We start from the raw sequence: 11,629 nt of genomic DNA on the forward strand, positions 1-11,629 counted from the left end.
ACCGGGTCAACAATCTTCGAGCAATGCCTCGGAATGATCGAGCCGACCGGCAACCACCATGTCTCGGTACAGGTCGTCCTTGTTCATGAGCTCGTCGTGGTTGCCGATGTTGCGAATCCGGCCGGCTTCCATGACCACGATCCAGTCTGCGTCGCGCACGGTCGAGAGTCGATGAGCGATCGTCACCACAGCCCCGGTGCGCGCACGCTCGTTGATCGCATCGACTATCGCGGCCTCGGTGAGCGTGTCGACCTGGGCAGTGGCTTCGTCGAGCAGGAGCAACGCACTCGGCCGCAGAACTGCACGTGCCATCGCGATCCGCTGACGTTGGCCGCCGGACAGCGACGTGGCGGTCAGAGCGGTGTCGAGTCCGTTCGGCAGGGCCTCGATCGCGTCGTCGAGCCGGAGCAGACGTAGTACTGCCTGCACCTCGTCATCGGTCGCGTCGGGATGACTGAAGACCACGTTCTCTCGGATCGTTCCCGGCACCACCGGCGTCTCCTGTTCGACATACGCCAGGCTTTCGCGCACTGCTCGGTGATCGAGCGCGTCGTATCCGACTCCGTGGAGAAGAACCTCACCGGCTCCTGGTTCGACAAATCGCAGCACGGTCGAGAGCAACGTGGTCTTTCCTGCACCCGACGGTCCGACGATCGCCATATGTCCCCGCTGCGGGATGACCAGCGAGACGTCGCTCAGCGCGGGCTCGGTCGACCCGTGGTAGCTGACCGTGACGTTGCGCAATTCGATCAACGGCGCGACCGGGTCGGTTTTCTGGACAACTCCCAAGGCGACGTCATGCGTCTCCGTAGGCATCGACTGCATCTCTCGAATCCTGATGGCTGCCGCGATTCCCGACTGAACAGAGGTGACGTTCTGCGCAAGCTCCGAGACCGGACCCATCAGAGTGAAGGCGTAGAGCAGAAAAGCGATGAGTGTGGAGACTGCCATTTCACCGTCGGCGACGCGCCAGGCACCGAACCCCAAGATGGCAATGATCGACCCTTGAATGGCGGTCCACGCGACAGTCCATGCGGTCGCGGATACTCGAACCGCTGTGACTGCATGCTTTTTTGCATCGGCCGCATTGTTCGTCACGAGAGCGCCGACTCGGTCCTCCGCGAGTGACACCTTGACCGTCCGGATTGCTCGCAAACCACCTTCGAGAACTCCACCGAGCTTGCCGAGCGATTCCTGGGTTCTGGCCTCCGCTGCGGAAATCCGGGGCATCAGAACGGCAAAGAGGATGGAGGCGAACACGATTGCCACCATGGTCACGCCCAGCAACGGCAGATCGAGAACACCCATCAGGACAATCGTTCCGATGGTCAGGGCGGCGGCATTGAGAATGTTCACCGCGGCTGACGACGCGGCCTCGCGCAACAGCAAGGTGTCCGACGTGACTCGGGTGACCAACTCGCCCACCGACCGCGATTGCAACGACGGCACGGTCGCGGCCAGGAACCGCCGGACCAGTGAGGACCTGGCGTCGAACACGACCTTCTCGGCGGCAGTGCCGAGCACGATCCATTGAGCACAGCCGAGCACTGCACCCACCACGAGAAGGACGATCAGTGTCAGGATCGGCCCTTGCAGCGAAGCGCCGGTGTCGAGCGTATCGAGAACCCACTTGGTGACCATCGGCGTCGCCAGCGTCGCCGCTGAGCCACCCAGGGCCAAGACCAACCCGAGCAGGAGCGACGGCAGGTGAGGGTGAGCGAACTCGGCAAGAACGCGGAGATTGCTCCATTTCGGCGTGGGTTTGCGAGCGTCAGATTCGAGCATGAATTTATGGAACACGAATGTTCCAAAAAGGGCAAGGGAATTCCGATACGGAAAGACTGGATACCGAAACCGGACACGGCTACGCTTCGAATTCGTGACAACGATCCACAGCGCACCAGAACAAAGCGCAACCCGCGAGCGCACTCGCAAGGCAATCCTCGATGCCGCCATTTCAGCGTTCGCGTCCAAACCCGCCGCGACGCTCAGCGAAATCGCATCGGCCGCAAAAGTCGGCCGGACCACCCTGCACCGCTACTTTCCCGAACGGTCAGACCTGGTCGAGGCCGTCGCGTCAGAGGCCACCCACGCCGTCGACAAAGCCGCGGCAGCGGCGAGACTCGGCGATGGCACCGGTGCCGAAGCACTGGTTCGCCTGTGCCACGAGTACTTCGAACTGGCCGACCTTCTGACGGTCCTGTTCTTCACACCCGGTGTGTATCAAGAAGATTCCTTTGCCGAATCCGCATCCAACGACAGCGGAGTCAGCGACGCCATCGAACGTGGACACTCCGACGGTTCCATCGATCCCGACATGAGTTCGGACTGGGTACAGAACCTGCTGTGGTCGCTGCTCTACACATCCATGGACTACGTCAATCGTGGCGCAGGCACCCGACTGCAAGCGTTGGATCTGACGGTTCGCAGTCTCCGTCGCGGAATTACGCCCGATCCCGCGGGCTAGGCCGTCACCGCCCGAACCCAAAGGAGTCAGCCATGCCAACTCACCCGCTCGATCGTCGCGTTCTCCTGAAAACCGCCCCGAACTTCCGCGACCTCGGCGGCATTGCCGTTGCAGGTGGCACCGTCCGTCCAGGCGCGCTCTACCGTTCGGCGACGCTCGCGAAACTCGACGGCGACGACGTTGCCGCGGTCGCCCGCTTGGACATCCGGACTGTGTACGACCTGAGGACCGCCGCCGAGCGCGATGGCGCACTCGACAATCTCCCTGACTCGACACGGACGGTCTGGCTCGACGTACTCGCCGACAATGCCCAGAACGCCGCGGCCACCGGACTACTCATGACGGACCCGGCCGCGTACGCCGAGACGATCAGTGGCGGGCGTGGGATCGCGCCGATGGAGGAAGCGAACCGCAACTTCGTCACCCTGCCATCGGCGCTCGACGCCTACCGCACGTTCTACCTCGACCTCATCGACGAAAAACGCACCGGGGCAGCACTTTTCCACTGCACCACCGGCAAGGATCGCACCGGATGGGCCGCAACCTCCTTCCTGCTCCTCCTCGGCGCCGACGAAGCCGATGTACGCGCCGACTACCTGCAGACGAACACCGACCTGGCACCCATGACGGCACCGATACTCGACTTCGCCGCAAGCAAAGGCGTCGACGCCGAACTGCTCCGGCCCCTCCTCGGCGTCCGTGACAGCTACTTCGACGCCGCCCTCGACGAGATGCGCACACTCTTCGGCACCGTCGAGGACTACGCAATCAACGGACTCAAGCTCACCGCAGAGCAACTCACCGCGCTCCGCGAGCGGTTCACATCACGATCGGGCTTCATCAGCGCGACGTGATCGGGGCCCTGACCGGACAGGCATCTTCGCCCTCGTCCCGCTCCTTCGGGCGATTGCCCACCCGGGTGACCACGACGACGGCGAGGATGCCCACCGCCAAGCCGAGCGCGGTGTACGGAGTGAAGGATTCCCCGAACATCAGCGCACCCCAGACCCCGGTGACGGGAGCGATCAAGAACATCAACGTATTGACGGACGTAATGCCGACCCGACGGAGCAACAACCAGTACAGGCCGTAACCACCGAAGGTGGACAGCACGATCAACCAGAGCAATGCGATCCAGAATGTGTTGACACTCGGCGGTACGGCATTTCCGGAAGCGACCGCTAGAGCCGTGAAAACTATTGCGCTGGTTGAGCAGTGGATAGCCAGAGCCTGCAGTGGCGGCGTGGACGTGGGAGCACGTTGTTCGACGAAGGTGGATGCGACGAGGCAGAGCATCCCCAGGAACGGGATCGCGTACGACCACCACGGCGCCGCTGTACCGGCTCCGGCGTCGGCGGCGGTGACCAACGCGACGCCGCCCAGCCCGATCACCAACCCGACCCACTGTGTGCGCGGGACTGCGACACCGAGGACCGGGCCGAGCAGCGCCGCTGCCACCAGCGGCTGAATACCGTCGATCAGCGCAGTGGTTCCGGTGTTCACGCCGAGCTCGATTGCCCAGTACACAGACAACAGGTAGCCGCTCTGGGAGAGCATCCCGATCACCACCTGCCTGCCGAGAGTCCGCGGGGTCGGCATCATGTTCTGACGCCGGGCGGACAACCAGACAATCGGGACGAGTACTGCGGCGAGCGGGAGGAACCGCCACATCAGCACCGTGGGGATCTCGGCGCTGCCCGCGCCGAGTTTGGCTCCGATGAATCCCGAACTCCAGCACGCGACGAACAAGACCGACAAGGTAGCCGTCACGGCAGATCTCGGGATCGCGATCCGAGGTATACCGATCTGTTTACTCATACCTCGACTATACAGATCGGTATACTCTTGGCCATGGCAGAGGAATCCGTACCCGAGTTGACTCCGAAAGCGCGTCGCATCCTGGAGTCGGCGTCGAAGTTGTTCTACGAACAGGGGATTCACGCCGTAGGTGTGGATACCGTCGCACTGGACGCCGGGGTCACGAAGAAGACTCTGTACGAGCGGTTCGGCTCGAAGGACGGTCTCGTCGTGGAATATCTGAAGGACCGAGATCGGCGGTGGCGAGCCTTTCGCGACAAGAAGCTGGCATCAGCCGGAGACACTCGCGCCGAACAGGTGAGTGCGGTGTTCGATGCTTCCGCCTCCTGGTCCAAGGCGAGCGGAGGCAAGGGGTGCAGCATGATCAACGCGCACGCCGAGTTCAGTGATCGTTCGCATCAGGTGTTTGCTGTTATCGCCGAACAGAAGCAAGAAATGATGAATCTCTTTCGGCGCATCCTGGCGACAGAAGGGCAGGCCGACCAACGCCTCGTCGAGTCCCTCATGCTGCTTCACGAAGGTGCCCTCGTCGCAGACGGGATCGGTATAGGCACCGACCCCTTCGGCGTCGGCCGGGACGCGGCCCTCGAATTGCTGAAGAACTCCAGGTGATCGCCGAAGTCCCGCAGCATCAACCAAACATCACATCCCCACCCGCTTCGCCCCCACCGTGCACCTCGCAATCCCCAAATACCGCTCCACCAACTCCTCCGGCGACAATTCACCATCCGGCCGATACCACTGCGCCACCGCCACACACATCGTCACGACGGCCCGACTCGCGTCCACTGGATACTCGGCGTCGAACTCACCCGCTCGAACTCCGTCGAGAATGATCCGATCGACCTGCTTCTGCTGTTCGTCACGTTGAGCGATGTAGCTCGCCCGCCCCTCCGGTTCCATACTCCGAAGCTCCGAAGACGCGATGAACGACTGCTCCCGTCGAAACATGTGGAACCGCAACAGTGATTCGATCACCGCGTCGAAGCGATCCGACGGATCTGGGCCGGCTTCGATCTCGGCGGCACGACTGCGTTCGAGCAACTCGCCCATCACCACCGTGGTCAAGCCGACGAGCAAGGCCTGCTTCGACGGATAGTGGTGGTACAGACCTGGCACCGAGAGCCCCGCTCGCGCTGCGATGTCCCGAATCGAGGCCCCGTGGTACCCCTGCTCGACAAACGCTTCCAGTGCCGCCGCGAGAGGCTTGGACAGACCCAGGTCTTCGTAGTGTCGCCAGGATTCGGGCATAGCAGGCTCGTTTGTCATAACCGTTACCGTAGATCCACTTGCGCCGACACCGAACATGTCACCGTCATTGGTTACAGTCGATGTCCACCGATAAACAAGGGACCAGTCATGATCCACGTTCGCCATTCCGCGGTTGCCGCCGTACCCGTTGACGTCGCGTTTGCCTACATAGACGACTACCGGAATGTCGTGAACTGGATGTACGGCGTATCCGAGTTCTACCCCGACGGCGAGTTCGATCAAGGTCTGGGCGCAACATTCGACGCCGCAATCCAAATTGGTCCGAGCACCGTGCGCTCGAAGCTCGAAATCACCGAGTGGGAGAAAGACCGCATCATCACACTCTCATCACTGGGAGATGTCGCTAATTCGTCTACCTGGGAATTCACGCGGGTAGACGACACCAAAACCGAGTTGGCGGTCGATTTTGCCTACAAGCTGCCCGACGGTCTGGCCGGCAAAGCCCTGGGCCTCGTAGTGGGTCCGTTCATCGAGAACGCGGTCCGCAACAGTGAGGAAACTCTGCGCCAGAATCTCGAAGCGGAGTTCGCGCGCGGAACCCGCTGAGCCGCTGCTACCGCTGCAATCGGAGCGCGTTGGCCCAAATCTGGGTAGCGGTCTTGACCACTTCTTCGAAGGGCACCGGCTTGCCGTCTGAGCCCGGTTCCTCAGACACGAACACGCTGTAGGCGAAGCGGCTCACCATCGACGAGAGTGCCCGCGACGCCAACAACGGATCCAGCGACGTGTCGGCCTTCCCTTCCGTCTGCAACCGCTCGATGGCTTTTGCATTGCGCGTGATGAAGGTTGCACCACGATCGCGTCGTAGTTTCGCGAAGGCCGGATCGATCTGTGCCACCTGCTCGAGCAGACCCATCAATTTGGCATTGCGTTGGAAGGCAATCAGGTACGCGCGGTTGCTCGACTCGAGCACAGCGTAAGGGTTGTCCGCGTCGCGGACGCGACCCATGCCGGGGTGCAGCATGTCTTCCTGCGCGACTTCGAGGACAGCGGCAAAGATCTGCTCTTTGTTGTCGAAGTACGTGTAGAACGTGCCCGTGGAGCAGTTCGCTTCCTTCGTGATGTCGGTCAGCCGGGCGTCGAGGTACCCCGCTCGCTCGAACACCGTCCGGGCTGCCGCAACCAGAGAAGCCCTGGTCCGGACCCCGCGCGCCGTCACCGGGAGGTCACGTAAAAGCTCCGTTGCAGCCATGGACGGCGGCGGACGGTCTTCCCAGTTCTCCGAGGGGTCGGCGTTTGAAGTCACCTGCTACTTATACGGCAAACGGGATGACCTCCCGTCATCGACGTCAGGTGATCGTGATCCCGCCGTCGACGGCAATGGTCTGGCCGGTGACGTATCCGCCGGCCGGGGAGGCCAGCCACACCATGGTTGCCGCGAGTTCTTCCGGATCTCCCATTCGACCCATGATCAAGCGGGGAGCCATCGATTCGAGGTAGCCGTCGTTGTATTGGTCGGTCATTTCCGACTTGAAGAATCCCGGCGCGATGGCATTGACACGGATGCCCTTGCGGGTTCCCCACTGCTGAGCCAGGTCGCGGGTCAATCCGACGATGCCGGCTTTGCTGGCTGCGTAGGCGGCCTGCGGCAGTCCCGCCGTGGTCAACCCGAGAATGCTGGAGATATTGACGATGGAACTGCCCGGCAGCATTACTCGACCGCACGCCTGCGCAGCCCAGTACGAACCGTTGAGATTGATGTCGATGACGGAACGAAACTCGTCGGGAGTTTCACGGGTTGCCGGAACCGCGGTTCCGACGCCGGCGTTGTTGACGAGTACGTCCACGCGACCGAACTTCTCCATGGCTGCGTCGACCATGTGCTGGGCCTGGGCCGGATCGACAATGTCGGTGGCCACACACAACGCTTCACGGCCTGCATCACGCACGAGCTTGGCGGTGTCTTCGAGCTTGTCGACGCGCCTGGCTGCCAGCACGACGTCGGCTCCCGCCTCAGCTGCGGCTTGTGCAAATGCCACCCCGAGACCCGACGACGCACCGGTCACGATGACAACTCGATCTGTCAGAGAGAACTTGTCGAGAACAGACATACGCGGTGATGCTCCTGTGGTCGAAGGGCTCGGGAGGAAATAGCGCTTGCGGTCGAAACTACAGGCCGAGGTCGCGGCCGATGAGTTCCTTCATGATTTCGTTGGATCCGGCCCAGATCTTGGTGACGCGAGCGTCCATCCAGGCGCGAGCAGCCCGGTACTCGGTCATATAGCCGTAGCCACCGTGCAGTTGGACGCAGTGATCGAGGACCTCGTTCTGTACCTGCGCGGTCCACCACTTTGCCTTGGCTGCGTCGATGGCGGTCAGCTCGCCGGCCGCATGGGCGGCGACGCAGTTGTCGACGTAAGCCTGGGTGACCTCGACGCGGGTCACCAAATCTGCGAGCAGGAATTTGTTCCACTGCAGCGAGCCGATGGGCTGACCGAAAGCCTTGCGGTCCTTGGCATATTGCAGCGTCTCCTCGAGAATCGGAGCAGCGTGCGCAATGTTGGACACTGCAGCGCCGACGCGTTCCTGCGGCAGCATTTCCATCATGTGGATGAAGCCGCGGTCGATCTCGCCGATGATGTTGTTGGACGGCACGCGAACGTTCTCGAAGAACAGTTCCGCGGTGTCGGACTCGTGCTGGCCGACCTTGTCGAGCTTGCGTCCGCGCTCGAAACCGTCCATGCCGGTTTCGACGGCAAAGAGGGTGATGCCCTTGGACTTCTTCTCGGGGCTGGTGCGGGCTGCGACGATCACGAGATCAGCGTTGTAGCCGTTGGTGATGAAGGTCTTGGAGCCATTGATGATCCAGTCGTCGCCGTCCTTGACCGCCGTGGTCTTGAGCGAGGCGAGGTCGGATCCACCGGAGGGCTCGGTCATGCCGATTGCGGTCAGCATTTCGCCGGTGCAGAACTTGGGCAGCCAACGCTGCTTCTGCTCTTCGGTGGTGAGCTGAACGAGGTAGGGAGCAACAACGTCGGCGTGGATGCCGAAACTCGAAGCAACCGCTGCACTTGCGCGCGAGAGTTCTTCTGCCAGCACAGCGTTGAAGCGGTAGTCACCGGCTTCGCTTCCGCCGTACGCCTCCGGGACCTCGAGACCGAGGAAGCCGTTGCGTCCCGCTTCGAGCCAGATCTCGCGGTCGATGAAGCGCTGATCGATCAGCTTCTCTGCGACCGGAAGGATGTTCCGGTTGACGAATTCGCGAGCCGATTCGCGAAACGCCTCGTGATCGGGTCCGTACAGAGTGCGACGCATGAGGAGTTGCTTCCTTTCGGTGCGGCGTTCCCGCACGTGACGACCAATCTAAGCGCATGCTTAGAATCTAAGCACTTGCTTATAGTGGTTCGAGAGCGCGATATTGTCAACATCCGACATCCGTGACACCTGGAGGAACTGTGAGCGATTCACCTGACGTGGTGATCAGCCCCTCCAAAGCGGCAGCCCGCATCCGTGCTGCCGCCGTCGACGCGTTTGCGTCCGCCGGGTACGGCGGCACCACTACCCGTGACATCGCCGCGCGCCTCGACATGAGTCCCGCCGCCATGTATCCGCACTACCGCTCGAAAGAAGAGCTGCTTTTCGCGATCAGCTACGAAGGCCACACCGAAGCGTTGAAGGTTGTCGAGAGCGCTGACCGACCGGGTGAAGAACCGGCGGTTCGCCTGCGTGAACTGGTCAGCACCTTCGCCAGTTGGCAGGCCGGGCACCATTCACTCGCGCGCGTCGTCCAATACGAACTCACCGCACTCACCCCCGAGCACTACCGGACTGTCGTCGCGCTTCGCCGCAGCACGACGCGAGTGGTCAGGGAAGTCGTCAACGCCGGAGTGCAGTCTGGCGATTTCACGATCCCCGACGCAGAAGGTGTCACGCTCGCACTGATGTCCCTGTGCGTCGACGTGTGCCGCTGGTTCCCGGCCGGCAACTACACGAATCCGGAAGACATCGGAAAGCTGTACGGAGACTTGGCTTTACGCATGGTCGGCGCGAGCTGAGCGATGACTGACCCCTTCGAGCCTACCGAGCGGCACGGCAATTCCGAACAGGCCGACTGGGACATGCAATTCCTGTCAGCCTTGACAAGGATGCTGTCGAAACGCCCGTGGGATACCGGTGTGTACGAAATCGAACGCCTGGAGTGGGCAGATTCGATCATGACGTTGGTTGTGCGAGTGTGGCAACGAGACGATTCTCAACTTGTGGGGTGGCGGGAGCACCTGCCCACAATCCGGTCCGGATTCGGAACTGCTGAGCCCGCGTCTATTGCGGGCGCCTGGCACGTGGGCGAGTTCTACCCTTGTTATCTCCCGGATCCATATGTGCCCGATGCAGACGGCATTCACTGGGTCGGGCAAGGAAGGCCGTCGTACCGGCAACCACCGAAGTAGCTACTCCACTATCTCCCCGAGACGACGCTCCAAGTAGGCCCGCTCTGGTTCCGTACCAACCAGTTTCAGAGCTCGCCGGTACGCGGATTCGGCTGCATCGATGCGCCCCAACCGCGCGAGTAGTTCGGCGCGCGCGAGGTGGTACGGGTGATAGTCGGCAAGTTTGGGCTCCGCGGACAGCTCATCCAGAGCAATCAATCCCGCCTCCTCTCCGTCGCGCATCGCCAGCGCCACAGCGCGATTAACAGCCACGACAGGTGACGGAGTCAGGCTGAGAAGCACTCCGTACAGCGCGCAGATCTGCGGCCAGTCGGTGCTCTCCACATCCGCTGCCTCGTCGTGCAACGCCGCGATTGCGGCCTGCACTCCGTACGGACCAGGCGCTCCCCCGGTCAACGCGACCACAACGAGGTCGCTGCCTTCCTCGATCATCGGTGTATCCCAGCACGCACGATCCTGGTCTTCCAACAACACAATCGCGCCGCTCGAATCGGTGCGGGCATCCCGACGCGCGTGGACGAGCAGCATCAACGCCAGCAGTCCCGCAATCTCGCGCTGATCGGGAAGCAACCCGCGCAAGATCCTCGCCAGCCTGATCGCCTCTACGGCCAAGTCGATTCGTTGCAGATCCGGACCCGAGCTGGCGGCGTACCCCTCGGTGAACACCGAATAGATCACCTGCAGAACACCAGGAAGACGCTCCGGGAGTTCTTCGGCGCTGGGAGTTCGGAAGGGAATCCGAGCCTGACGGATCTTCTTCTTCGCGCGCACTATCCGCTGCGCCATCGTCGCCGAAGGCACCAGGAAGGCGCGGGCAACTTCAGGCGTCGTCAACCCGCCGAGGCAACGCAAGGTGAGGGCGATCCGGTCATCTTCCGCGAGTGCGGGATGTGAGCAGGTGAAGAAGAGCTGCAACCGCTCGTCGGGAAGTTCCCCGTCGACCACGGGCGGCGCAGGGTCGGCGCGATCGGCGTCCACCTGCATCACGGCCAATCGCGCCGCATAGGCCTGATCACGCCGAAGCCTGTCGACGGCTTTGCGACGCGCCGTTGTCAGCAGCCACGCGCCAGGTTTGGCAGGCACTCCGTCCACCGGCCAATGCACCAACGCAGCCTCGACGGCTTCGGAGGTGACCTCTTCGGCCAGATCCAGATCACCGAAACGGCGGACGAGCGAGGCCAAGAGTCGTCCACGTTCCTCCCGGAACACGGACTCGACCGAGTTCTCAGCCTGCTCGTCCACGTCGAATCAGTCCCCGAACCCGGCCAGCGGACGCACCTCGACGCTGCCACCGTCACGGGCGCCGGGGCATCGAGCAGCCCACGCAAGCGCCGCATCCAGATCAGGAACGTCGATGACGTCGTAGCCGCCGAGGATCTCGCGGGTTTCGGCAAACGGCCCGTCAGTAACAGTCTTTTCCCCGGACGGCGAGACCCGAACCGTCGTCGTAGTGGTCAGGTCGGCGAGTGCATCGCCGGACACCCAGATACCGGCGTCCTTCATTTCCTTGTCGTAGATCTCCCAGTCCTCCATCGTGCACTGAGGTTCGGTGTCTCCGCCGGGTGCGGTGTAGATAAGCAACATGTACTTCATGGCTGAACTCCCTGGTCTGTTGTTTCTCTTCCGGCTTTCTTGCCTTACAACATGACGACGAACGGTTCTTCCTCAAATCGACAGACGACGC

Annotated in this window: 14 protein-coding genes; 6 read left to right on the forward strand and 8 right to left on the reverse strand. The window is 62.2% G+C overall.

Annotation, left to right across the window (positions count from 1 at the left end; genetic code table 11):
• Nucleotides 1-6: 6 nt before the first annotated feature.
• The gene (locus tag C7T36_RS10220) at nt 7-1,785 is read right to left on the reverse strand and encodes an ABC transporter ATP-binding protein (protein ID WP_045065087.1); all 1,779 of its coding nucleotides are present in this window, start codon (nt 1,783-1,785) and stop codon (nt 7-9) included.
• Between the two features lie 94 nt (nt 1,786-1,879).
• Here C7T36_RS10220 and C7T36_RS10225 point away from each other — a divergent pair, with 94 nt between their 5' ends.
• Both C7T36_RS10225 and C7T36_RS10230 read left to right on the forward strand, forming a co-directional pair.
• Complete coding sequence (locus C7T36_RS10225) at nt 1,880-2,467, forward strand: TetR/AcrR family transcriptional regulator (RefSeq protein WP_045065088.1); 588 nt, start codon at nt 1,880-1,882, stop codon at nt 2,465-2,467.
• A gap of 32 nt (nt 2,468-2,499) precedes the next feature.
• Nucleotides 2,500-3,321: a tyrosine-protein phosphatase gene (locus tag C7T36_RS10230; protein WP_045065089.1), complete on the forward strand. Its 822-nt coding sequence runs from the start codon at nt 2,500-2,502 to the stop codon at nt 3,319-3,321.
• On the opposite strand, the gene C7T36_RS10235 is transcribed toward C7T36_RS10230, so the two are convergent.
• The gene (locus C7T36_RS10235; protein ID WP_045065091.1) at nt 3,308-4,285 is read right to left on the reverse strand and encodes a DMT family transporter; all 978 of its coding nucleotides are present in this window, start codon (nt 4,283-4,285) and stop codon (nt 3,308-3,310) included. The genes C7T36_RS10230 and C7T36_RS10235 overlap by 14 nt on opposite strands.
• A 33-nt stretch (nt 4,286-4,318) precedes the next feature.
• Here C7T36_RS10235 and C7T36_RS10240 point away from each other — a divergent pair, with 33 nt between their 5' ends.
• On the forward strand, nt 4,319-4,897 hold the full coding sequence (locus tag C7T36_RS10240; RefSeq protein ID WP_045065094.1) for a TetR/AcrR family transcriptional regulator: 579 nt from the start codon (nt 4,319-4,321) through the stop codon (nt 4,895-4,897).
• 30 nt (nt 4,898-4,927) lie between these two features.
• Here C7T36_RS10240 and C7T36_RS10245 read toward each other — a convergent pair whose 3' ends face one another.
• Nucleotides 4,928-5,554 (reverse strand): TetR/AcrR family transcriptional regulator, encoded by a 627-nt coding sequence (locus C7T36_RS10245; protein ID WP_045066727.1) that lies wholly within the window; start codon nt 5,552-5,554, stop codon nt 4,928-4,930.
• Nucleotides 5,555-5,644: 90 nt separating this feature from the next.
• On the opposite strand from C7T36_RS10245, the gene C7T36_RS10250 reads away from it, so the two are divergent.
• Nucleotides 5,645-6,103, forward strand: a complete 459-nt coding sequence (locus C7T36_RS10250) for an SRPBCC family protein (RefSeq protein WP_033233420.1) — start codon at nt 5,645-5,647, stop codon at nt 6,101-6,103.
• Between the two features lie 7 nt (nt 6,104-6,110).
• On the opposite strand, the gene C7T36_RS10255 is transcribed toward C7T36_RS10250, so the two are convergent.
• The 3 genes from C7T36_RS10255 to C7T36_RS10265 form a co-directional block, all read right to left on the reverse strand.
• On the reverse strand, nt 6,111-6,749 hold the full coding sequence (locus tag C7T36_RS10255; RefSeq protein WP_045065096.1) for a TetR/AcrR family transcriptional regulator: 639 nt from the start codon (nt 6,747-6,749) through the stop codon (nt 6,111-6,113).
• Between the two features lie 97 nt (nt 6,750-6,846).
• Nucleotides 6,847-7,608 carry an SDR family NAD(P)-dependent oxidoreductase gene (locus C7T36_RS10260; RefSeq protein ID WP_045065099.1) on the reverse strand — a complete coding sequence of 254 codons (762 nt, stop codon included), beginning with the start codon at nt 7,606-7,608 and terminating at the stop codon, nt 6,847-6,849.
• Between the two features lie 58 nt (nt 7,609-7,666).
• The gene (locus tag C7T36_RS10265; RefSeq protein ID WP_045065102.1) at nt 7,667-8,812 is read right to left on the reverse strand and encodes an acyl-CoA dehydrogenase family protein; all 1,146 of its coding nucleotides are present in this window, start codon (nt 8,810-8,812) and stop codon (nt 7,667-7,669) included.
• Nucleotides 8,813-8,952: 140 nt separating this feature from the next.
• On the opposite strand from C7T36_RS10265, the gene C7T36_RS10270 reads away from it, so the two are divergent.
• Both C7T36_RS10270 and C7T36_RS10275 read left to right on the forward strand, forming a co-directional pair.
• Nucleotides 8,953-9,552, forward strand: a complete 600-nt coding sequence (locus C7T36_RS10270; protein WP_045065105.1) for a TetR/AcrR family transcriptional regulator — start codon at nt 8,953-8,955, stop codon at nt 9,550-9,552.
• Nucleotides 9,553-9,555: 3 nt separating this feature from the next.
• Entirely contained in the window at nt 9,556-9,945 is a 390-nt protein-coding gene (locus C7T36_RS10275) for a hypothetical protein (protein ID WP_045065108.1), read from the forward strand.
• Here the strand turns inward: C7T36_RS10275 and C7T36_RS10280 are convergent, their stop codons facing one another.
• Entirely contained in the window at nt 9,946-11,187 is a 1,242-nt protein-coding gene (locus C7T36_RS10280; RefSeq protein ID WP_045065110.1) for an RNA polymerase sigma factor, read from the reverse strand.
• A 6-nt stretch (nt 11,188-11,193) separates the two neighbouring features.
• The gene (locus tag C7T36_RS10285) at nt 11,194-11,538 is read right to left on the reverse strand and encodes a YciI family protein (RefSeq protein WP_033233427.1); all 345 of its coding nucleotides are present in this window, start codon (nt 11,536-11,538) and stop codon (nt 11,194-11,196) included.
• Between the last annotated feature and the right edge of the window lie 91 nt (nt 11,539-11,629).

Source organism: Rhodococcus sp. AD45-ID (genome assembly GCF_003023755.1).
Lineage (GTDB): Bacteria > Actinomycetota > Actinomycetes > Mycobacteriales > Mycobacteriaceae > Rhodococcus_F > Rhodococcus_F globerula.

What these genes read in the sequence shown, in the direction of transcription:
- C7T36_RS10220 (WP_045065087.1), bottom strand. Translation starts at nt 1,785, where the DNA reads ATGCTCGAATCTGACGCTCGCAAACCCACGCCGAAATGGAGCAATCTC.
- C7T36_RS10230 (WP_045065089.1), top strand. Translation starts at nt 2,500, where the DNA reads ATGCCAACTCACCCGCTCGATCGTCGCGTTCTCCTGAAAACCGCCCCG.
- C7T36_RS10235 (WP_045065091.1), bottom strand. Translation starts at nt 4,285, where the DNA reads ATGAGTAAACAGATCGGTATACCTCGGATCGCGATCCCGAGATCTGCC.
- C7T36_RS10240 (WP_045065094.1), top strand. Translation starts at nt 4,319, where the DNA reads ATGGCAGAGGAATCCGTACCCGAGTTGACTCCGAAAGCGCGTCGCATC.
- C7T36_RS10245 (WP_045066727.1), bottom strand. Translation starts at nt 5,554, where the DNA reads ATGACAAACGAGCCTGCTATGCCCGAATCCTGGCGACACTACGAAGAC.
- C7T36_RS10250 (WP_033233420.1), top strand. Translation starts at nt 5,645, where the DNA reads ATGATCCACGTTCGCCATTCCGCGGTTGCCGCCGTACCCGTTGACGTC.
- C7T36_RS10255 (WP_045065096.1), bottom strand. Translation starts at nt 6,749, where the DNA reads ATGGCTGCAACGGAGCTTTTACGTGACCTCCCGGTGACGGCGCGCGGG.
- C7T36_RS10260 (WP_045065099.1), bottom strand. Translation starts at nt 7,608, where the DNA reads ATGTCTGTTCTCGACAAGTTCTCTCTGACAGATCGAGTTGTCATCGTG.
- C7T36_RS10265 (WP_045065102.1), bottom strand. Translation starts at nt 8,812, where the DNA reads ATGCGTCGCACTCTGTACGGACCCGATCACGAGGCGTTTCGCGAATCG.
- C7T36_RS10275 (WP_045065108.1), top strand. Translation starts at nt 9,556, where the DNA reads ATGACTGACCCCTTCGAGCCTACCGAGCGGCACGGCAATTCCGAACAG.
- C7T36_RS10285 (WP_033233427.1), bottom strand. Translation starts at nt 11,538, where the DNA reads ATGAAGTACATGTTGCTTATCTACACCGCACCCGGCGGAGACACCGAA.